The organism is Halorubrum rubrum, assembly GCF_024494685.1.
In the GTDB taxonomy this organism is placed as follows: domain Archaea; phylum Halobacteriota; class Halobacteria; order Halobacteriales; family Haloferacaceae; genus Halorubrum; species Halorubrum rubrum.
Genome location: NZ_JANHDM010000007.1, coordinates 23,696 through 44,426, shown reverse-complemented (window position 1 = coordinate 44,426; position 20,731 = coordinate 23,696). Strand labels below are relative to the sequence as shown.

At 66.2% G+C, this 20,731-nt stretch carries 21 protein-coding genes, 1 tRNA gene and 1 pseudogene; 12 read left to right on the top strand and 11 right to left on the bottom strand.

Annotation, left to right across the window (positions count from 1 at the left end; genetic code table 11):
- Positions 1 to 10: 10 nt before the first annotated feature.
- Positions 11 to 1,645 carry a SufS family cysteine desulfurase gene (locus NO889_RS08995; protein ID WP_256411925.1) on the top strand — a complete coding sequence of 545 codons (1,635 nt, stop codon included), beginning with the start codon at positions 11 to 13 and terminating at the stop codon, positions 1,643 to 1,645.
- A 64-nt stretch (positions 1,646 to 1,709) separates the two neighbouring features.
- Here the strand turns inward: NO889_RS08995 and NO889_RS08990 are convergent, their stop codons facing one another.
- Complete coding sequence (locus NO889_RS08990; protein WP_256411924.1) at positions 1,710 to 2,636, bottom strand: pantoate kinase; 927 nt, start codon at positions 2,634 to 2,636, stop codon at positions 1,710 to 1,712.
- A gap of 93 nt (positions 2,637 to 2,729) precedes the next feature.
- On the opposite strand from NO889_RS08990, the gene NO889_RS08985 reads away from it, so the two are divergent.
- The 4 genes from NO889_RS08985 to NO889_RS08970 all read left to right on the top strand — a co-directional run bounded on the left by NO889_RS08985 (position 2,730) and on the right by NO889_RS08970 (position 5,806).
- The gene (locus NO889_RS08985) at positions 2,730 to 3,224 is read left to right on the top strand and encodes a zinc ribbon domain-containing protein (RefSeq protein WP_256411923.1); all 495 of its coding nucleotides are present in this window, start codon (positions 2,730 to 2,732) and stop codon (positions 3,222 to 3,224) included.
- Between the two features lie 119 nt (positions 3,225 to 3,343).
- Positions 3,344 to 4,186, top strand: coding sequence for a phosphatase PAP2 family protein (locus NO889_RS08980; RefSeq protein ID WP_256411922.1), 843 nt, complete (start codon positions 3,344 to 3,346; stop codon positions 4,184 to 4,186).
- A gap of 88 nt (positions 4,187 to 4,274) precedes the next feature.
- Positions 4,275 to 4,751, top strand: coding sequence for a FlaD/FlaE family flagellar protein (locus NO889_RS08975; protein ID WP_256411921.1), 477 nt, complete (start codon positions 4,275 to 4,277; stop codon positions 4,749 to 4,751).
- Positions 4,748 to 5,806, top strand: a complete 1,059-nt coding sequence (locus NO889_RS08970) for an actin-like salactin (protein ID WP_256411920.1) — start codon at positions 4,748 to 4,750, stop codon at positions 5,804 to 5,806. Before NO889_RS08975 ends, NO889_RS08970 begins: the two co-directional genes overlap by 4 nt.
- A 362-nt stretch (positions 5,807 to 6,168) precedes the next feature.
- On the opposite strand, the gene NO889_RS08965 is transcribed toward NO889_RS08970, so the two are convergent.
- From NO889_RS08965 to NO889_RS08935, 7 genes are all read right to left on the bottom strand, one after another.
- Positions 6,169 to 7,590 carry an FAD-binding oxidoreductase gene (locus NO889_RS08965; RefSeq protein WP_256411919.1) on the bottom strand — a complete coding sequence of 474 codons (1,422 nt, stop codon included), beginning with the start codon at positions 7,588 to 7,590 and terminating at the stop codon, positions 6,169 to 6,171.
- A gap of 353 nt (positions 7,591 to 7,943) precedes the next feature.
- On the bottom strand, positions 7,944 to 8,090 hold the full coding sequence (locus tag NO889_RS08960; RefSeq protein ID WP_256411918.1) for a hypothetical protein: 147 nt from the start codon (positions 8,088 to 8,090) through the stop codon (positions 7,944 to 7,946).
- 252 nt (positions 8,091 to 8,342) lie between these two features.
- A tRNA-Gln gene (locus tag NO889_RS08955) sits at positions 8,343 to 8,415 on the bottom strand.
- 48 nt (positions 8,416 to 8,463) lie between these two features.
- Positions 8,464 to 9,747, bottom strand: coding sequence for a DUF5305 domain-containing protein (locus NO889_RS08950; protein WP_256411917.1), 1,284 nt, complete (start codon positions 9,745 to 9,747; stop codon positions 8,464 to 8,466).
- 4 nt (positions 9,748 to 9,751) lie between these two features.
- Positions 9,752 to 10,912: a signal peptidase I gene (locus tag NO889_RS08945; protein WP_256411916.1), complete on the bottom strand. Its 1,161-nt coding sequence runs from the start codon at positions 10,910 to 10,912 to the stop codon at positions 9,752 to 9,754.
- 69 nt (positions 10,913 to 10,981) lie between these two features.
- Complete coding sequence (locus tag NO889_RS08940) at positions 10,982 to 11,947, bottom strand: hypothetical protein (protein WP_256411915.1); 966 nt, start codon at positions 11,945 to 11,947, stop codon at positions 10,982 to 10,984.
- A 47-nt stretch (positions 11,948 to 11,994) separates the two neighbouring features.
- Positions 11,995 to 13,605, bottom strand: coding sequence for a DUF1102 domain-containing protein (locus NO889_RS08935; protein ID WP_256411914.1), 1,611 nt, complete (start codon positions 13,603 to 13,605; stop codon positions 11,995 to 11,997).
- 846 nt (positions 13,606 to 14,451) lie between these two features.
- Between NO889_RS08935 and NO889_RS08930 the strand changes: the two genes are divergently transcribed.
- The 4 genes from NO889_RS08930 (at position 14,452) to NO889_RS08915 (ending at position 17,468) form a co-directional block, all read left to right on the top strand.
- Positions 14,452 to 15,030 carry a DUF7344 domain-containing protein gene (locus tag NO889_RS08930; RefSeq protein ID WP_256411913.1) on the top strand — a complete coding sequence of 193 codons (579 nt, stop codon included), beginning with the start codon at positions 14,452 to 14,454 and terminating at the stop codon, positions 15,028 to 15,030.
- Positions 15,031 to 15,251: 221 nt separating this feature from the next.
- On the top strand, positions 15,252 to 16,085 hold the full coding sequence (locus tag NO889_RS08925; protein ID WP_256411912.1) for a hypothetical protein: 834 nt from the start codon (positions 15,252 to 15,254) through the stop codon (positions 16,083 to 16,085).
- A gap of 427 nt (positions 16,086 to 16,512) precedes the next feature.
- Entirely contained in the window at positions 16,513 to 17,142 is a 630-nt protein-coding gene (locus NO889_RS08920; protein WP_256411911.1) for a hypothetical protein, read from the top strand.
- Between the two features lie 146 nt (positions 17,143 to 17,288).
- Positions 17,289 to 17,468 (top strand): hypothetical protein, encoded by a 180-nt coding sequence (locus tag NO889_RS08915; protein ID WP_256411910.1) that lies wholly within the window; start codon positions 17,289 to 17,291, stop codon positions 17,466 to 17,468.
- On the opposite strand, the gene NO889_RS08910 is transcribed toward NO889_RS08915, so the two are convergent.
- Positions 17,463 to 17,822 carry a DUF5615 family PIN-like protein gene (locus NO889_RS08910; RefSeq protein WP_256411909.1) on the bottom strand — a complete coding sequence of 120 codons (360 nt, stop codon included), beginning with the start codon at positions 17,820 to 17,822 and terminating at the stop codon, positions 17,463 to 17,465. The genes NO889_RS08915 and NO889_RS08910 overlap by 6 nt on opposite strands.
- A 2-nt stretch (positions 17,823 to 17,824) precedes the next feature.
- On the bottom strand, positions 17,825 to 18,136 hold the full coding sequence (locus tag NO889_RS08905; protein WP_256411908.1) for a DUF433 domain-containing protein: 312 nt from the start codon (positions 18,134 to 18,136) through the stop codon (positions 17,825 to 17,827).
- 214 nt (positions 18,137 to 18,350) lie between these two features.
- Here NO889_RS08905 and NO889_RS16540 point away from each other — a divergent pair.
- The 3 genes and pseudogenes from NO889_RS16540 to NO889_RS08895 form a co-directional block, all read left to right on the top strand.
- A pseudogene (locus NO889_RS16540) lies at positions 18,351 to 18,566 on the top strand (IS6 family transposase); the annotation flags it as partial.
- 661 nt (positions 18,567 to 19,227) lie between these two features.
- The gene (locus NO889_RS08900) at positions 19,228 to 19,599 is read left to right on the top strand and encodes an Hsp20/alpha crystallin family protein (RefSeq protein WP_256411907.1); all 372 of its coding nucleotides are present in this window, start codon (positions 19,228 to 19,230) and stop codon (positions 19,597 to 19,599) included.
- 142 nt (positions 19,600 to 19,741) lie between these two features.
- The gene (locus tag NO889_RS08895; protein WP_256411906.1) at positions 19,742 to 20,383 is read left to right on the top strand and encodes a phosphoribosyltransferase; all 642 of its coding nucleotides are present in this window, start codon (positions 19,742 to 19,744) and stop codon (positions 20,381 to 20,383) included.
- 119 nt (positions 20,384 to 20,502) lie between these two features.
- Here the strand turns inward: NO889_RS08895 and NO889_RS08890 are convergent, their stop codons facing one another.
- A complete protein-coding gene (locus tag NO889_RS08890) occupies positions 20,503 to 20,661 on the bottom strand; it encodes a hypothetical protein (protein ID WP_256411905.1) in 159 nt (52 codons plus the stop codon).
- Positions 20,662 to 20,731: the final 70 nt, after the last annotated feature.

Here is a 20,731-nt window from a genome sequence, read left to right as displayed (position 1 = left end):
TGTTGCCGGTATGGCCGACCCCGCACACGTTCGAGACGACTTCCCGATACTGGACCGGGAGGTCGACGGCGAGCCGCTCGTCTACCTCGACAACGCCGCGACGACCCAGACGCCCACGCAGGTGTACGACGTGTTCCGCGAGTACTACGAGGAGTACAACGCCAACGTCCACCGCGGGATCCACGGGCTGAGCCACGAGGCGTCGATCGCCTACGAGGAGGCACACGAGCGGATCGCGGAGTTCGTCGGCGCGAGCGGCGGACTCGAGGAGATCGTCTTCACGAAGAACGCCACGGAGGCGGTGAACCTCGTCGCCTACGGGTTCGGCATGGAGGAGTTCGAACCCGGCGACAACGTGGTCGTCACCGAGATGGAACACCACGCCTCGCTCGTCACCTGGCAGCAGGTCGCCCGCCGGACCGGCGCGGAGATCCGGTACGTCCGCGTCGACGAGGAGGGTCACCTCGACATGGAGCACGCGGCCGAGGTGATCGACGACGACACCCGGATGCTGTCGGTGGCGCACGTCTCGAACGTCCTCGGCACGGTGAACCCCGTCGCCGACCTCGCCGACCTCGCGCACGACCACGGCGCGCTCGTCTTCGTCGACGGGGCGCAGTCGGTTCCGAACCGCCCGGTCGACGTAGAGGCGCTCGACGCCGACTTCCTCGCCTTCTCGGGCCACAAGATGGCCGGCCCGACCGGGATCGGCGTGCTCTACGGGAAACGGCACGTCCTCGAGGAGATGGAGCCGTTCCTCTACGGCGGCGAGATGATCCGCCACGTCACCTTCGAGGGGGCGACGTGGAACCGGCCGCCCTGGAAGTTCGAGGCCGGGACGCCGCCGATAGCCGAGGGGATCGCGCTCGCGGCCGCCGCCGACTACCTCGACGAGATCGGGATGGACGCCGTCGCCGCCCACGAGAACGACCTCGCCCAGTACGCGATGCGGCGACTGGAGGAGCGCGACGACGTGGCCGTCTACGGCGTCCCGCGCGGCGAGGAGCGCTCCGGGCTCGTCTCGTTCAACGTCGACGGCGTCCACGGCCACGACCTCTCGTCGGTGCTGAACGACCGCGGAATCGCCGTCCGCGCCGGCGACCACTGTACCCAGCCGCTCCACGACCGGCTCGAGATCCCCGGCTCCGTGCGGGCCTCGTTTTACGTCTACAACACGGAGCGGGAGGTCGACGCCCTGATCGACGCGCTGGAGAACGCCCGGCAGCACCGCGACGACCTCGTCGCCTCCGACCGCTTCCACGACCGCTTCGCCGACCACTACCGCGCGCCGCGGAACGCGGGTTCGATCGCCGATCCGACGTTCACGAAACACTCGGCGGAGACCTCCTGTGGCGACGACGGCGAGTTCTTCGTGGAGATCGACGACGACGGAACCGTCGCCGACATCGGCTTCGAGAGCGAGAGCTGCGCGGTGAGCACCGCGGTCGCGAGCATGGTCTCGGAGGCGCTCCGCGGCGAGCCGATCGAGCGCGCGCTCGAGGCCGAAGAGATCGTCGAGGGGCTCGTCGACGGCCACTACCCGGACCTGCGCCGCGACTGCGTCCGCGGTCCGGGCGAGGTGATCGCCGAGGCGGCCCGCGACCACCTCGACGCGCGGCGTCCGGCGACGGCGCGAACGGACTGACGCCGGAGAGGGCCGTCGTCGACGCCGGACGCGGTCGGTCGCGGCGGTTACCGCTCTCGCTCGGTCAGTCGCAGCCGGTCAGCTGCGCGCCCGCGGGATGCGTGTGACAGACGGCGGGATCGTAGCCGGCGTCGGAGAGATCGGTTCCGAGCGCGAAGACGGTGCGGCCGAGCATCGCCATCGCCGCGGAGCCGCCGGATCGGTCGGATTCCGGGTCCCGATCGCCGGAGCGGTCCACCGCCTCGATCGCCTTCGCGACCTCGGGGACGAGGAGATCCGCCCGCTCCGCGAACTCGCGGGAGGCGTCCATCAGCGTGGGGAGCCGCGGGTCCGCACGGAGCCGGGAGAGGGCCCGCTCGCCGGCCGCGGTGAGCGCGGCGGTGTCGCCGGCGAGCACTTCCTCGGTCGACAGCTCGCCGAAGGTGACGTACTCGACGCGGGCGTTCGCGGGGATCCCGTCGAGCTCGCCGTGGCCCGGCGCGCCCGGCTCCAGCCGGATCGGGAGTCCGCCGCGGGCCTGTGCGACCACGTCGCCGAGCCCGGTTCCGCGTTCGACCTCGGCCTCGTGGGCGATCCGGACGAGCTCGTTCTCGGTGCGCCCCCGGTCGGCGGCCGCGTTGGCGGCGAGCGCGGTTCCCAGCGCCGCCGCCCCCGAGACGCCGAACCCCGCCCCGAGCGGGAGGTCGGTCTCGAGTTCGACCCGCGCCCGCACGCCGAGTGCGGCCAGCACGTCCGCGACCGCGCCGATCGCCGCCGGCGAGCCGTCGAGGGTGATCGCCGCGGCCGCATCGTCGTCCGCGGCGGACCAGTCGTCGGCGTCGTCGGTCGGGTCGGAAGCGTCGCCGATCGGTTCGACCGTCACGTCGACGCCGTCGGAGAGGGTGAGTCCGGCGCCGCGCGAGCCCGCGGCGGCCGGATCCGCCGCCGGGTGCGCGCTGAAGAAGGCGGTGACGTGGCCGGGGACGAACGCGGTCGCCCGCTTCCCGTTCATGGATCGTCGCACGCGGAGCCCTCGATTAATCGTTGTCATCCGCGCCCGTCCGACACCGTAGCGGGTAAGTAGCGGCCTCGAGAAGCGTTCGACATGCGAGGCCGTCTCCGAGCGCCGATCGCCGCCCTCCTGGCGACGTTCGTCCCCGGCCTGGGACACGCGTTCCTGGGGCGGTTCGGGCGAGCGATCGTGTGGCACGTGACCGTCCTCGGCGGAGCGGTCGCGCTGTACAGTCTCTCGGACGCGGGCCCGATCGATCTCAGCGGGTCGCTCGCCGACGTCGCGGCCGCGGTGCCGGCGGGGGTCGCCCTGCCGATCTCGGTCCTGGTCGGCCTCTCGGCGGTGGACGCGTACCTCGTCGCGCGCTCGGAGGCCGCGGAGGCGGATCGGGACGCCGCGCTCGCGGCGGCCGTCCGGCGGCACCCGGCCGAGGAGGGCGACGACGGGAGCGCCGGTCCCGGAGGCGTCGATTCGGACGGCGGCGGGCCGACCCGACTCGAGTGTCCCCACTGCGGGCGGGAGACCGACGCCGAACTCGACTTCTGTCACTGGTGTACGGAGCCGCTGCCGTGGAGCGACGGGGAGTAGACGCCCGCCCTCGAACGGACCACCGGGTCGGGACGGCCGTCCGGGCCACCGGGTCGATACCGGTCCGTCCCGCCGGAGGCGGAGCAGTGAAACCGTCGCGATCGTAATCCCGGCAGACCATGCTCTTCGCGGTGCTCGCGGCGCTCGTCGCGGGGATCACCCTCGCGTGTTTCGCCCTTCTGCTCCCGGCGTGCGTCGGGCTCGACCGGGTCCGGTCGGTCGTCGCCGACCGCGACCGACTCCGGCGGCGGCTCCGCGTCGCCGCCCCGTACGTGGGCGGACTGGCGGTCGTGTTGTTGCTCAACAAGGGACTCCTCGATCGGATCGAGGCGTTCTCCCGACGACACGGGCTCCGCCCGACGGAGTGGTTCTACGCCGTCGAGGGAGACTTCGTCGCGACCCTCCAGGCGACCCTGCCCGACTGGGGGCTCTACTACTTCGGACCGATGTACGTGTTCGGGTACGTCGTGGTGCTCGTCTTCCCGTTCGTGGCGTACCTGTTCGCGTCGAACCCCCGACCACTGAAGACGCTGGTGGCGGCGTACGCGGTCAACTACGCCGTCGCGATCGTCTGTTACGGCGCGGTGTTGGCGTACGGACCGCGCAACTACCACCGGCTCCCCGGCGCCGACCCGGACGCGGCACGGGTCGAGGCACCGCTGCTCGAGGCGTTCCCGGAGGTGACGCGGCTCACGGCGCGGGTGAACGTCGAGACGAACGTGTTCCCGTCGCTTCACACGGCGCTGTCGGTGACCGTCCTCCTCGTCGCGGTCTCGACGCACGAGGAGTTCCCGCGGTGGACCCCCGTTGCGGGCCTGCTCGCGGGCAGCATCGTGGTCGCGACCATGTACCTCGGGACCCACTGGGCGACGGACGTGATCGCCGGGGCCGCGCTCGCGGCCGGGAGCGTCGCCGTCGCCCGGCGGATCGTCTCTCGAACGGGGCGTCGAGACGCGTGGTAGTTTCTCAGGGGTGATAACTGCGCACGAACGCTCATATACGTCGGTGGGAAGCGTTCGGGTACGGACGCGAACGACGGACGGACGGACAATGAGTCTGAACCCACGGAGATACGACGTACGGGAACTGCGCCGGCTCGCGGGAACGCGGGGCGGCGTGAACGAAGCGCCTCGGGAGCGGCGACTTCGTCGACCGAACCGGAACCGCGCCGAACAGGCGGCTCGCTCGGCCGCGTTCCGGGAGGTCCTCCGGCGGCAACGCGGGCTGCGGCGGGTCGACGGCGGGGAGCGTCCCTACCTGCGATCCGTACCGAGCGTGCCCGAAGCGGAGCGGGAGATCGCCGACTGGCTCGGCTACCTCGTCGACGTCGGCGGCCACCTGCGGAGCCGCGACGCGCTGTCGTACTACGCCGAGCTCGGGTGGATCGCGCCGGCGGTCGCGGACGCGTTGGAACGCCGGCTCGCCGGCTTCGACGCGCCCCGACGCGACCGGCCCTTCTCCCCCGCCGACCATCGGATCAGCCTCGTCTCCGTCGTCCGGATCGTCTCGTGTGCGAGTGAACAATGAGCGACGCAGAATCCACCACGACGAACGCCGACGACCAGAACGCCCCGACCGCCGTCGGGGTGAAACTCGGAAGCACTCGAACGGTGCTCGATCTCCCCGACGAGCGCGACGGCCGCGAGCGACACTCGACGCTCACCTGTCTGGCGACCTACGAGGACGCCATCACGGGCGAGGAGAAGGCGCTTTTCGGCCACGACGCCGCCGTCGAGTACCCCGACTCGGTGCGGTTCATGCTCCGATCGGGACTCCCCGAGAACGACGACGGCGTCGCCGACGCTGAAGCGTTCTTCGAGGCGGTCGTGGACGCCCACGACGTCCCCGAAAACAGCGCGGTCGTCTACGCGGTGCCGACCATCGACAACGAGGCGGGCGTCGAGAACCTCGAGGCGGTCATCGAGGGCTCGAGCGTCGGCGAGGCCGCGGTCCGGAGCTTCCCCGAGTCGCTCTGCGGGGCCATCCCCGCCTACGGCGACGGGCTCGACGCGATAGACGAGGTGTTCGTCTCCGTCAACATGGGCTCGACGACGCTCGAGGCGTGTGCGTACCGCCGCGGCGAGCAGCTCTCGCCGTTCTCGACCGGCTCGGTGACGGGCAACGAGGTCGACCGCTGGATCGTCGCCGCCGTCGAGGAGGAGAGTCAGGGTCGGGTCCACATCGATCGGACGACCGCCCGCGAGTACAAAGAAGGACACGCCGACGTGTACGACTTCGAGCCGTTCACGGACGTGGTCCAACAGCCCGGCGGCGGGAGCCACGAGTTCACCGTCGATCGCGGCGTCCGCGACCCCGTCGACCGCTACATCGACGACGCGGTCGACGTCGTGGCAAACGAGTTCCTCCCCGAACTCGCGAACGACCACATGAAACCCTACCAGCTCGCGTTGGGCCGCCCGATCGCCGTCACCGGCGGCATGGCGTGTATCCCCGGACTCGTCGAGGAGTTCGAGAAGCGGCTCTCGGCCGAACTCGACCGCGACGTCGAGGTCGTCGCCCCGGACGACCCCGCGACCGCGGCGGCCGAGGGCGCGGCTCGGATCGCCGAGCGACTGGTCTGAGCGAGAACGCGACGCGGAAACGTTCGGCCGGGCACGTGTTCCACGCGAGGCTCCCTCGGCGGAGCCGGGCGAGTTCGCCCTCGCGGGCGCGTTCGCGGACCGCGCACCGGGTTGGACCACCCGCGCTCGGCGAGCGCGGGTTTCGAGCGACGTCGGAGCGGCGCCGGATCGCTCGTCGGAGCTCCGGCGGCAGTTCGTTCTCGAGGAGGACCCGCTTCTCGAGAGTGCGCTCGTCAGTCGATCCGCGAGTCGCGTGGTCGGTCATGCGGGTTCGCGTCGGTTTCGCGATCGGTCCTCGACCGGTCGGGTCGGTTCGGCTCTCCGGTCGTTCCCCCGAGTCCGGGTCGACCCCCGTCGACGGGTCAGGCGTCGTCGGGGTCGACGGTGACGTTCCGGCTGAACACGTTGTCGGGGTCGTACTCGGCTTTGATCGCGGCGAGCCGGTCGTAGCTGTCGCCGTACACCTGCGCCGCCCAGTCCTCCCAGTCGCGCTCCTCGACGCCGGTGAAGCCCGCGTACGCGCCCTCGCCGCCCGCCTCGCGCAGCAGCCGGTCAGTCTCGGCGGCCCAGTCGAGCGTGGGTCGGTTCTCGACCGTCTCCCAGTTGCCCTCGACGGTGATCATGTACCCGTCGTCCGCCCACGCGTAGGCGGCGTCGGGGCCGTGTCCGACGTTGCCGCCGAGCGGCCAGATCCCGACGGCGGACATCGGCGTCGGCGCGGCCGCGGTCCGCTCGTGGACGATCCCGTGGATCTCGTCGGTGAGTTCGTCCACGAACACCGACCGGTGGGTGTACTTGCGACCCCACGGGTAGAGCTGTGACCCCAGGTCGTGGAGCGCCTCGTAGGGCATCACGTCGCTCATGTCGACGATCGGCTCGTCGACCTCGCGGAGCGGAGCGACGGCCTCCGCGCCCGCCTCCGGGTCGCCGGCGTACGCGCCGAGGACGCCGACCGCGTCGGTACCGGCGATCTCGTCGGGCATCGGCGGGAGGTTCGGGACGTGGCCGTCGAGCAGGATCGTCGTCAGCTCCGCGGGGGCGTCCGAGACGACCTCGCGGTGGACGGCCATCACCTCCTCGGCGAGGTCTGCGGGGTAGAAGACGCCGAGGCCCTGGACCATCGGCCCCACCTCGTACAGGTCGAACTCGAACTCGGTCACGACTCCGAAGTTGCCGCCGCCGCCGCGGACCGCCCAGAACAGGTCCGGATTGCGCTCGGGGGAGGCCCTGTGCCGCTCGCCGTCGGCAGTGACGATCTCGACGCTCCGGAGCGCGTCGATCCCGAGCCCGTGTTTCCGTCGGATCCAGCCGATGCCGCCGCCGAGCGTGGAGCCGGCGATCCCCACGTCCCCCGCGCTGCCGGTGGGCATCGCGAGCCCGTACTCCTGGGTCGCCGCGAGCACGTCCTCGGCGCGGTTGCCCGGCTCGACACGAGCCACCCGCGCCTCGGGGTCGACGTCGATCGCGTCCATGTCCGCGAGGTCGACGACGAGCCCCTGGCTCACGACCGCGCTCCCGGCCTGATGGTGTGCGCCGCCGCGGACCGCGATCCGGAGGCCGTGCTCGCAGGCGAATCGGATCGATCGGGCCACGTCGCCCGCGTTCGCGACCCGGGAGACGACGGCCGGATACTCGTTTATCAGGCCGTTCCAGACGTTGCGGGCGTCCCCGTACTCCTCGCTGTCCGGCAGAATGAGGTCGCCGTCGAGGTCGGCCGCGAATCCATCTATCGCCCCGTCACTCAGCGCCTCGACCGTTCCCAACGGATGAGCGTGCGCCGACATTCGTCCCGATGAGAATCGTCAGGGATAGTATATTTACTGGAGCCGGAAACGCTTCGCGGCGGCGCCCCGGCTCACGAACGGCCCGCGACAGGACCAGTCACCCACGTCGTTTCGATCCTCCCGGAGGTTCGATCGGCTGAGTCGGCGAGGTGGAGATCCGGATTGGTGTACCACCGCCAAACGAAGTCACGCAGAAGGGCAAAGACGAGCCCGCCAAGGGCCGCGCTTAGCACAGTGCGTCACCGGATTGGACCTCGCTCGGCGATCGTATTATCTTCGCGACGCTCGATCGACGTTCCGTGGCCCGTTTCGGCGTGTACCGCACGAGTTGCCGTCGCAACCGACACGACCCGTCAGGAACACCGTCGTTGTGAATCGTGGACGGCGAGCCCCGAAAGCGCCACGACGTCGACGACCGGTTCGAGCCCCGACCTGACACGCCCGACGAAGCCGACGTCGCCGAGCGCGACCGGCGAGAAGTCCGGAAACCGATCCGTCATCCGGACGCCCGGCGCGGGCTCGCCGGGAGCACGAACGTCAACGACCGTTCCGGAGTCCGAGCGGAACTCGAATCGCGAGGACGCGACCCCCTCGTCCTCTGGGTTCGAACCGCTGCGGACATGTGCGCCTCACGAGTTTGTTCGGCGCAAAGTAGTCCCGGGCGGATTCGAACCGCGGTCACTCCGCTTCGCTCCGTTCCCTGCTTCGAATCCGGAGTCGGGACTATTCCGTGCGAACGAAGTGAGCACGAATAGTCCCGGGCGGATTCGAACCGCCGTCAATGGCTCCAAAGGCCATTATGATTGGCCACTACACCACGGGACTGCGGCCGGACCTAACCGGGCCGGACTCAAGTAGGTTACTTTCCCGCGATCACGCGTCGTCGCCGACGCGACCGTCCGCGTCGTCCGCGCTCTCAGCGTCGCCGTCGACGCCGGTGTCGCCGTCGATCTCACGGCCCTCGCCGTCCGATCCGCCGCCGAAAAGCGGCCGCGTGAACAGCCCCCCCTCGGTCCCGTCGTCCTCCTCGGGACCCCCCACGTCGGATCCGTCCCCGCCCGAGTCGTCGAGACTTCCGGCGGCGGGCGCGAGCGGGGGTCGGTAGGTGTAGACGAACTCGCCGGAGACGGCGTGGAACGCGCCCGTGTTCGGGTCCTCGACGACGCCGGTGTCGTTGTCGATGGCGAAATCGACCAGGTCCCGGAGGTCGTCGGCGTGCGCCTCCGGCCGCTCGTGCGCCTCGGGCGGGAGTCGGACTCGCGTGATCCACTCGCCGAACTCCGAGCGATCGTCGCGGAACGAGAGGTACTCCCGCTCCGCCTCGGTGACTCGGAGGAGTCCCTCGTACCGGACGTACCCGAGGATCGCGGTGCCGAGGAGACCGACGACGAGGAGGGCCGGACCGCCGATCCCCCGGAGCGGCCCGTAGGTCCGCTCGACCGTCTCGGTGACCTGCTGTTCGTCGCCGTCGGACTGGACGCCCGGATCGGAGACGGTGTAGGTGGCCCCCTCGTGGCTGATCCCGAACTGGGTCGACCGCGTGTACGTGACCTCCTCGCCGTTGAGCGTGCCGGCGACCTCGACGTCGGTGACGACGAACGTCTCCGTCTCGCCGGGGGAGGCCCCAAGCTCCTCCTCGATCGTCGCGACCCGCTCGTCGATCGCGGTGCTGTTGAGCGTGAACGGGGCCGAGACCGTCTCGCCCCGCTCGACGTCCGTCGCGTTCGTCGAGTCGACCGGCTCGCGTTGCTCCCAGTAGACGACGTCCTCCTCGCCGACGTTACGCACGACGAGCGTCGAGTTGACCGCCACGTCGACGGACTCCGCCGAGTCGGCGGCGTAGGTGGTCTCTGCCGCGACGTCGAGCTCGGGGGCGACGCTCGCGAAGTACGTCTCGCGGTTCGTCAGCTCGTCGCCGATCGAGAACACGGGGCTCGGCTCCGTCACCTCCGCGCTGTGGACGTACTCGGTCTCGACGGTCCACGAGGAGACGGTCCGCGTCTGCGTCTCGGTGCCGGGCTCGACGTGGGTGGTGTAGACGACGGCTCCGCCCGCCGCGGCGACGAGGAGACAGACGACGAGGAGGACGGTGAACTGTGCGTCGAGGAACGCTCGAAGCCGCAGGCGGCTTTCGTCGGGGGCTGTGGACGTGCTCATGGTGTCAGTAGAGTTTACGGAGGAGGCGTCGGTGAAGCGGGGTCTTCCGGCGCGACTCGCGGCTCCGGATCCGCGCCGGCTCCCCGCGGAGCAGGAGGAGGCCGGTGAGGAGGATGCCGCCGCCGAGCAGGGCGTTGATCGCGACGAGTGGCGCCCACGGGTGGACCCGATGGAGGCCGTCGATGACCGCCGGCGGCAACACCGCAAGATAGCGGTGCTCGACGACGTACATCCGGTAGTAGCCGGTCTCCTCGGGCGCGGTGAGCGTCACCGTGGTCGACCCCTCGCCGCGGGGACCGACCGCGACCCGTTGCGGCTCGACCGCCACGCCCGGACTGGCCGGCTCGACGTACGTCCGGACGGGGACGAGCCCGGCGTTCGGGACGACGTACTCCAGCTCCTGGCTCGTCCCCCGCTCGATCACTGTGGGGTTGTCGGACTCGAACTCCGCGCTGACGACGCCGTACTCCTGGGTGCCCCCCGGAACCACCATCGCTGCGGTCGCGGTGCTCATCAACACGAGCGCGAGCACGGCGAGGATGAACGTCACCGAGGTGCCGTCGTCGCGGGAGCGGTCGCGTTCCGGCCGGTCGCGCGTCGACCCCGTCAGCAGCCAGTCGGCCGCGTACGCGACGACCGAGAGCCCGAAGAGGAGGTACGCGAGTCCCTGGGTGCCCTGGAGCGACCGCATCCCGAACGTCACCGCGAGCCACGTCTGGACGCCCTCCAGTCCGGACTGGAACGCCATGGCGACCGTCCCGAGGTGGGGGATCACCACGACGCTCCCGCCGACGGTGAGCGCCTTGGCGACGACGTCCGCCTCCTGGACGACCGGCTCGCCGCCGTCCTGGTCGGTGAACGGGTTGTCGTCCCCCTGCGTGATGTACCCGCGTTCGGTCTCGTCGACGACGCGGTGGGTTGTCAGCCCGCCGCCCTGGATCTCCTGGGCGTCGAAGGTGACGACGTCGCCGACGCCGATCCCGCCGGCGACCGGCGCGGGGATCGCGACGAACCCGTCGCCGGGGGCGAGCGTGGGCTGCATGCTCCCCGTCTCGACGAAGCTCAGGAGGACGGGCTGTCCGAGGAACTGGCCGACGACGAGCGAGAGCACCACGAGGACGGCCGCGACCTGTGCGCCGACCGAGAGGATTCGTCGAGGTGACATGTGTCGATCGGGAAACGGCCGCGCTCGGTAGAACGCTATCGTCGGCGCGTAATAAAGTCGCGGATCGTGTCAATCGACTCGGAGGTCGGCGGGGGCCTCGGACCGGGAGGTCCGGTCGTCGAAGACGCCGCCCGCGACCAGGACGTACGGACCGATGAAGGCGAGACAGAAGCCGAGGAGGTGGACATAGAGGTTGATCACACCGCCCTCGACCGCCGGCTCGGCGGGGAACCCGACGACCGGGTACGCGACCGCCAGGGTCGCGCCGACGGCGAAGAGGTCGCCGTATCCCCGCCGGTCGACCACCCGACGGAGGCCCTCCCGAAGCGAGGGGCGACGCTCCAGCGGGGTCGACAGGACCCCGCCCGCGCCGAGAAGTAGCCCCCCGAGGAGGATACCGGGACCGACGACCCCCGACCACTCGGTCGAAGCCGGCAGCGCCAACACCCCGATCCAGCCGACGACGACGAGGAACGTCGCCGGGAGGAGACGGATCGGCACGGACCCGGAGAGCGGGACCGTTCGCCCAGCCGGGGACCCCCCGCCGCGTCCCGAGAGGTTCGCGTGGACGAACGCGGCGAGAAGAAGCGGCAGGAGTCCCGAGAAGGCCATGTTGATGCCGGAGAAGCCGAAGCCGATCGCACGCCGCGGGACCGCGAGGTTCAGCGCGGAGAGCGCGAACGGGAACGCGAGAGCGAACGTCGAGAACGCCGTGAAAAAGAACCGCCGGCGTCCGCTCGCGATCGCCAGCAGGTAGCCGACGCCAGCGAGCAGCCCGTATGCGGCGACGTTCGCGAGGAGATGATCGGCGTCGAGGTGGACGTAGTGAGCGGAAAACGCCGTGAGCACGGTCGGGTCGTGGTACGCGAACGCGAGCGACCGCCGAGTCGTCTCCGGAAGCGTGAAGGTCGCGAGGAGAACGGCCGGCACGACCGACAGGACGAGGAGGTCGACCGGGCGCGTACGCGAGAGAAGGACCTCACGAAGCGGTGGATCCAGGCTACGGACGCTCGAGTCGATCGACCGGTTCGTCACGACTACGCGTGCGGCAGCCGACAGTAAATCCCTGTCGCCGCGAGCGGTCAGGAACGCGGCATTCGGCGGATCACCGCCAACCACCCGAGGAGCACGGCGAGTACGCCCATCACGCCCGCGAGTTCCCGGATACCGAACCCGCCCGGCTCCTCGGTCGGAGGGTCCTGCTCGGAGGCTTCCGACCCCTCCGCGTCGGACTGGCTCCCGCCGTCCGTGGAGACCTCGTTCCCGCCGTCCGCGTCGGGCTGGGGCTGGCTCCCCTCGTCCGCGGCGGCCCGAGCCGTCTCGTCGCCCGATCCGGTCCCGTCGCCGACGAGGAGGGTCCCGGCCGAGGTCCCGTCGACCGCGAGGTCGTACGCGCCGTTCTCCGCGAATTCGACCGGGAAGGAGACCGTCGTCGACTCGTCGGGATCGAGCGACACGGTCTCGGAGTCGAGCGCCTCGTCGTCGAGCGTCCCGCCGTCCGCGGTGAGTTCCAGGGTTCGCTCGCCGGCCGCGCCGCCCGCGTTCTCGACGGTCGCGGTCACGGTCGTCTCGGCTCCAGCCTCGACGGCCTCGTCGGCGGTGGAGGCGTTCCGGATCCCGATCCGGTCGGTGTGGGTCGCGACCGCGAACGTCGAGAACTCCGTCGTGCGCGCGACGAAGTGGACTCGGTCCTCGGAGAGCCCGCGGATCTCGACGACGTCCTCGTCGAGGACCGCGGTCTCGCGCGGCTCCCAGTCGCCGTCGTCGCTCCGGCGGAAGACGACCACGTTCTCGGGGTCGGTGTCGCCGAGGTACTCGCGGTCGACGCTGAACCGGATCGCCATCTCGTCGACCTCGGCGGGATCGAAGTCGTACTCGAGCGCGAGGTAGCCGAGCGGCACCGGGTCCCGTGCCGCCTCGAGCGGGCCGGCCTCGGGGAGCGGGTCGGGGGTTCCGTCGGCGTCCATGCGGACGGTCCGGGTCGCGACGCCGCGGAGGTCGATCCGGTCGAGCGTGAGATCTCCGCCGTTCACCGACATGCCGTCCGTCTCGAACCGGAGCGTGTCACCGGGGTCGACGTCGCTCGCCTCGAGTTCGCGCGCCGACGGACCCGCGTCCGCGACGAGGACCCGCGGGCCGGCGGCGTCGTCGTCGCCCTCGGCGGTGAACGCCGCGTTCTCCGCCGACGCCGGGTCCGTGACGTTCGCGTGGACCGCGAACTCGTCGCCGCTCAGGTACGTGCCCGCCTCCGCGCCGCGCGTGTCGAACCGGAGGCCGACCGAGACGGAGCCGTCCGGCCCGAGGGTGACCGCGTTCGACTCGTTCTCGATCGGGCCGTCGTCGGTGGTGAACGTCAGGTTCTCGCCCGCGTGCTCGATCCAGACGTCGGCCGTCTCGTTCGCGGTGTAGGTGATCGTGAACACGTCGTCGATCCGGCCGGTCGAGTCGACGTTGACGCCCTCGAAGTCGGCGGAGAGGTTCGGGTTCGACGGCGAGACGTCGATCGTGATCTCGTCGTCCTCGTTCAGGTAGGCGTACTTGCCGTTCGGCCCGTCCGCGGGCTGGATCGCCACGCGGTCGTCGGCGAGGGTGTCGGCCTCGCCGTCGAGGACGGCCGCGCCCGTCGCGAACGCGAGCGAGCCCGCGGCTACGAGGAGGACGGCGAGGATCGCGGTGCGGCGGGCGGTGGGCATGGGTCGCTGTCGACCGTCGATTGGGGACTGGGGGCCTTGATTATGGGGTTCCTGAAGCCACTGAAGGGTGTCGTTGTCGGCGGAACGATCCCGGAGATACGTCGCTCATGTGGAAAGAGAATCGATCGACTGCGGTGGCGCGAGCCGAAACGCGCGAGGGAGTCGGAGCGAGGCGCCGTGCGCCTCTGGCACCCGGACGTCGTCCGGCGACGCCGGGGAAGCGTGCGGTGCGGGCGGGACTCAACGAGACAGCCGGGAGACGGCGCACGCTCGCCGTCGTTCGAGACGGCGAAGCCGTCCGTGATGACGAGAGAGCGGCGCTCTCTCGAACCACGCTTCCCGCTCGGTCGCTGTCGCTCCCCGGTGCTTACGTCGTCATCAGAACGCACCGCTCCGATTGGCTCACGAGAGCAACTCTCGTGAACGCACGTGCCGGCCTCGCGGCCGGGGCTTCGGAAGCGTTCACCGCGGAGGTACGTCCATACCAAACGACTCGATCTAATTCCGGAGGAGAGAGCTCGAACAGCAACGGAGACCGCTCCGTCTCCGTTGAGCGCCGATTCGATCCGCTTCAGGCTCGGTCTGAAGACCGCTCTCCCACCGTTCACGATCGGCCTGAAGGGCGGATCTGCGCGCCAAAATATATAATTAACCAGGTACGTGAGCGCGTTCTCACGTCCCGAGACACTCGTAATCAATTCGGATAACAACCACTACACGCGTTCAAACCCGAGAAAACTGCGTTTCAGTCTTTCAACGATAGTTCCGTTTCAGTCCGTGAGAACCCTCATTAGATTATCACGACCAGAGGATTTATGTTAACAGGATCATATATGTCTGACAGCAATGGCGTCGGCACAGCAGATCGACGGGGGGCCCTCTGACGTCGGAGTCGACATCTCCGATGACGAGCTGTACGACGTGCTCGCGAACCAGCGGCGACGGTTCGCGGTGCATCTGTTGAAACGAGAGGAGGAGACGATGGAGATCGGCGACATGGCCGAGCAGATCGCGGCCTGGGAGAACGACGTCGACATGGCGGAGATCACGGGCAGCGACCGCAAGCGCGTCTACACCGCGCTCCAGCAGTCGCACCTGCCGAAGATGGACCGCGCCGGCGTCGTCGACTTCAACAAGAACCGCGGGGTGGTCGAGCCCACCGACGCGCTCCAGAACATCGACCTCTACATGGACGTGGTCGAGGGGAAGGAGATCCCCTGGAGCGAGTACTACCTGGGGTTATCGGGGGTCGCACTGGCACTCGTGGCCGCGGTGTGGGTGGGCGCGTGGCCCTTTACCCTGCTCCCGCCGCTCGCGTGGACCCTCGCTATCGTGGTCGCATTCACGTTCTCGGCGATCGCGCACAAGTACTACACCGCGGAGATGAAGGTCGGGGAACTGGAGGAGCCGCCGGAGCTCCAGTGAGCCGGACGGGGGGATAGGTCCGGATTTCGGAGCGGGTGATCGACGCCTGAACCGATTTCAGGGGGCGCGTACCGGTCTTCCGGAACCGCATAACGATAGGGGTAGGAGGCGATGGAACGGATGAGAGGGGGTCACTCGACATGAAACGACGACGCTTCATCCTGCTTTGCGGCGGCGCGAGCTCCGGCGCGCTGAGCGTCGGCACCGGAGCGTTCAGCAGCATGGAGGCGGAACGGGGGGTGTCGGTGGACGTGGTAGGCGACGACGAGGCGTTCGTGGGATATGACGCGGCTGACAGGACCGTTCCAGCCGACGAAAACGACGACGGAACGATCGATCTGGTGACCGTCGAGAATCGTTTTGCTGGAGATGTTAAACTCGAGATCACCAACGTCGAGATCGGAGTTAACCCACAGAGCGGTGATGACGGCTGGCCGATGATCGAACTGGCGGAGACGGACCGTGAGAAGTTTAAACCAGGTTCGACCGACGTGATACGCGGTGAAGTCCACTGCTCGGAAGGTGGAGGTACCTCACAGGTCGAGGTGACCGTCACCGTCGAAGCGACGGGCCTCGTCGCGACGCTGTTCGGCGACACACGGGAGTTCGAAGTGACCTGTATCGAACCGGTATCGGAGGTCACCTTCCGTGGATCCGGAAACGCGGATGCGAACGCGGGAGGACGAACGTTCGAAGCGGAAGCGTGGTTCGTCGAGCCGGGTGATGACACCGATCTCGATGACGCCCGCGTGGAAGGTTCCTTCTCTTGGGACACCGGAAAGAAACTGAAACACTCGTTCGACGGAAACTCGAGCGGAAATCTCGTGGCCGTTTACTTCACCGAAACGAACCAAACGTTCGTTCATCCCGAATACGACGTGGACGACGGCGAGCTGCCGGATAGCTGGGGGACTGGAGCAGGACAGGAGATCGTCGATGGATCGTACCAGAGTTCGTCGGAATCGACGGGGTCGACTGAGGACGGCAATAACAGCAACAACGACGATAACGGCGATAGCGACAATAACGGCAACAACGACGACAACGGCGACTAAGCGTACAGCTGATTCACGACACTCTCTGTCGACACGATCTACCTCTTATTCGGCGTGTTTTTCGACGTTTCGTCGTACAACGTCGAGAATTCAATGTAGATAGGATCGAGATCTTCGATCTGACGAACGAATCCAGGAAACATCTCGACGAGATCAGGGATGATTCTGCTGTACTCTCGTTTCGAAACGGTCCACACCCTCTCCACAGGTATCCCCTGAATCCGGTTCAGGAACATTCAGAACAGTTACAGACACCCTCAGAAGGGATTCAGTTCTCCCCGGAAATTCTTCTGCTGACTCATAACGATATGGGATACGTTCCATGGGTGTAGTAGAGCGACCCAGGGTGACACGAGATGTCTCATGTCCCCGAACGCGGGTCGCGTGCGGTAACAGAGGTAGACCAACCATGGAACGACGCAAATTCATGATCGGGATCGGATCGCTCGCTGCCGGTTCGGCAGCTGCAACAGGTACCGGTGCGTTTACTACTGCTTCAGCATCTCGCTCAGTGAGCGTGAATGTTAGTGGTGATGAAGGGAGTAAAATTGGACTGATGGCAGGAGATCATCAAGGCATTGAGATCGATAGCAACGGTGAGCTTACTATCGATCTCGAAGGTCCAAATGAAGAGGGTGTGAATATTAACTCTCAATACACCTGGGGAGACACAGATGATCCCGCCTCTAATTACGCCTTCAAAATCGTCAATAACGATGGACAAGATTACGACGATCTCATTTTAGAGTATGAACTTGATGACGATAGTTGGGTAGACAACAGTACTACGTACTCCAATGAGTCATTCATCAAGTTCCACACCTCCGGGTCTAATGACCCCGATGGTTATTGGGCCGATTTGAAAGCACCGAATAACGCACTGGGTACGCCGATCCCTGTGTCAAAAAATCTACCCACTTCAGGTCCTGTTGATTTTGAGTCAGGACAAGAAATATATGTAGTTGTTGAAGTCAACACGACTGGCTCCTTGGCAACTACTGAGGACGATCTGACAGGATCACTCACAATCAAAGCAGAAGGTCCACAAGATAACTAAACAGTAGTTGTATTTTTCAATAATTACATCCAGTTGTCATCGGCTGTTTTGACAACTTACTCGCAGGAAACGGAGTCGTGCTCTCCCTTCCGCATCGCGTACTCCTCGGCGGCGATGCTCGCCAGCATGTCGCGCGACGCGCCGGCATGCTCCGTCGCGTCCCGGATCGCGTGTCGGAGGAATTCGCTCCGCGACGTGTAGCCCTCTTCCCTCCAGACCGCATCGATCTCCGCGAACTGGCGTTCGGTGGCGCGGACGTTGATCGTCGTCGTCTCGGGATCGTCGACGTCGGCGTCGTGAACCGGATCGGTCCGAGTACGCTATAGCGAGGAGCGACCCCCTACCGTACCGGTCCACAGCGCCGAAAGCCAGGTGGGGTCGGTCTCCGCCGGATCGAACGGCAGCGCCTCGACGCGTGCGACCGCTGCGCGGACGGCCCCGCCAGTCATGTCCTGCGGTGCGACGAACACCGGGACGGCAGCGTCCCGGTCGGCGAAATCTTTCACGTCGGTCGTGAGGATCGCCATCGCTTCGGATTCGGCGTACGCAACGATCGCGTCGTCGGTCGCCTCCGGACCGAGTCCGGATATCTCCCGAGAGTATACGACGTCGTGCCCGTCGCCTCGGAGCGCGGAGACGTACTCTTCGGGCACGTTCGCGTCGGCGAGGATCCACGACACGACTACGCCGCGTCCTCCGTCGACTCTGCGTTCTCGCCGTGAAGTTCCTCGACGAGGGTCCGGGTCCGTCGCTCGCCGTCGCGACGTGTCCGTTCGGCCTCCCGCTCGCCGTCCTCGAACCCGTCGCGGTGTTCGTAGTAGTGCGCGAGCGCGCCGAAGAGGTCGGCCATCGAGATCCCATACTCGCCGGCGACGACGTGTGGATCCTCTCCGACATCGATCACGCGCCGCTTGATGTCGTACACGGTGATCCGCGTCCCCTCGACGCGCGGCTCGCCGGAGCGAATTCCGTCGTCCCGAACGATCGAGGCCATACCGCGAGGTACGACCGAGATCCGTTTAGTCCTTCGGGCAGAGCGGCACGGCACTGGTGAACCGGATCGATCCGAGCACGCTGTAGGGGGTAGTTACTCCTCGCTCGGTCCCGCTTCCGTTTCAGTGTCTTCAGCTTCCGCCCGCAACACGTCGTCCGCGAACTCCCTGATCGACGAGGTGACCGGCCGACCGCGGAAATGGAGGACGTCGAGCGTCGATGACGCGGACTATCTTGGACCAACTCTCGCCGAAGACGGCTATCGATTTCAAGTCATTCAACATGGAAATCGGAATGCCATCGAACATATCCTTTGAGAGATAGAACGACGAACATCATCGTTTGCGAATAGTTTCAACAATGTCGGGCTAGAGACAGCTCAAAATCGGCTCGAAGTCGTCGCCGTCTACCACAATTCACGCCAAACATAACGCGACCGGCCCGACTGGCCGTGCCCTTTTGATTGTTGGAAATGCGAGTTCCCGTTCGATTTGTATCGGGAACATCGGACGATTCATCACTGTTTGTACGCACTCACGGGTGTAATCGGGCCTTTATATTCCAATACTAGTTGTTTCACAGAGGAGTCCAGTCGTCGTTCTCCGAAGCCGTATCAGAAGGGCCGACTCGCGTGATGGCATTCCCTACGGTCTTCGCCATGCGATCGTTCGCCTCTGAATACTCGGACGACGGGACGAACGGCGTCACGGATTCTATGAGATCCATCCTTGTGAGTTTAAATCGTGAGTAGTTCAGCCCGTCACGGTCGACTATCTACATGTCCTTCAGATGGGCCTCGCCGGAGCCGTAGTTGCGCTCGTCACCGAATTGATCCCTCTCCAGCGCATCCGAGCCGAGGAGGTGTACCGTCGGGTCAGGTCACTATCAGAACGTCCACTGTATCGTGATTGAAGATCTCAAGGGTACTGAAATAAACATCAGATGTAGTATATGTTATGGAGTAAATACTATTCCGTGATGGCTGTCATAGATCTGGTGGTGGTTCAAACAATGAATACTCGGGGTAACTCCTTCGCGGAATTAGAACGACTCTTCGAACGCATGGGCCGACAATTTGACGACGCGTCCCGTATGTGGGAGTCAGAGGGCCCCATTGGTCGGTGGGTATCGGAGGCCGAGGCGATGGCGATCGATCTCGTTGATCGGGATGACGAGTTCGTCGCGACGGTCGACCTTCCAGGCTTCGACCGCGACGACGTCGACATTCAGGTTACGGATCATACGCTCCGGATTGAGGCCGAACACGAGAAGATACTCGACGAAGAGGAGGAACGATTTATTCGACACGAGCGCCGCCACGAGTCGACGAAGCGATCGATACGGCTCCCCGGAGAAGTCGACAAAGACGGTGTGAAAGCCCAAATGAAGAACGGTGTGCTAACCGTAACACTCCCGAAACTCGAGACCGAAGAGGCCCGAAAAATCGAAATCGAGGGAACATAGCCGGACTAGTATACAATCTACCTATCTTTTGAAATGAAATTGTAGCCGGATAGGCAACTACAGCCAGTCTGGACCGTCGAATCGTTCAATTAGCTGCCTGACCAAGAGGTTCAGTAAGAACGTCCCGGAACACAGGAATCCCATGTTTAAAAATCGAATCGACGCCGGCCAGCAGCTCGCTCGTATTCTCGGCGATCACGATACCGAGGCAGACGTTGTGCTGGCGATCCCTCGCGGAGGACTCCCGATTGGACGGGTTGTTGCGAACAGCCTTCAGATCCCGCTCGACATCGTATCTGCCCGAAAAATCGGAGCGCCGCAGAATCCGGAACTCGCCGTTGGTGCCGTCGCTAGTGATGGGACAGTGTGGCTAAACGAATCGTTGATCGGCGAGCTGAAGCTCGGGGACACGTACCTCCAAGACCAGATCGAACGCCAGCGCCAAGCCGCCCTCGACAAAGTAAAGCGATACCGTGGAGAACGACCGCCACTGGAGTACAGCGGAAAAACGGTACTCATCGTCGATGATGGTGTTGCAACGGGTGCGACAACCATCGCGTGCATTAGACAGATCAAGAACGCGGGTGCTGAACGCGTGATTCTCGCTATCCCGGTCGCCCCTCCAGAGACGATTGAAAAGCTCCAGTCAGAAGCTGATGAAGTGATCTGTGTCGAATCTCCGCCACACTTCGGAGCAGTGGGCCAGTTCTACGAGTCGTTCGAGCAGGTCTCCGACGAACGAGCGAAAGCCTGTCTCGACGGAACCGAAGACCAGGGGCGTTAATCGTGAAGCGAGCCGATGGAGAAATCCTGCGGAGTCACCTACCTGAGTCGAGATCGTCTTCAGGAATCACAGACAGTCACACACTCGTATGGTTACAGGACAAGAGCACTTCGGATGCGTTATTCGTCTTGAGCGAGTCCTTCTTCCGCTTCCTCGTGTTCTTCACGCCGTTTCTCGGCTTCTTTCTCGTATTCAAGATCCTCTTCAAGCTCTTGCTCTCGTTGTCTCTTCTCTTCGTCGTGTCCCTTCTTGTCGCGGCCTTCTCTCGTATCCGGCATACTCCTACTGAGACCGGCGTAGTTATTAGATGCTGTGTTAGAGACTACCATACTCGATTGGTCACCGTCC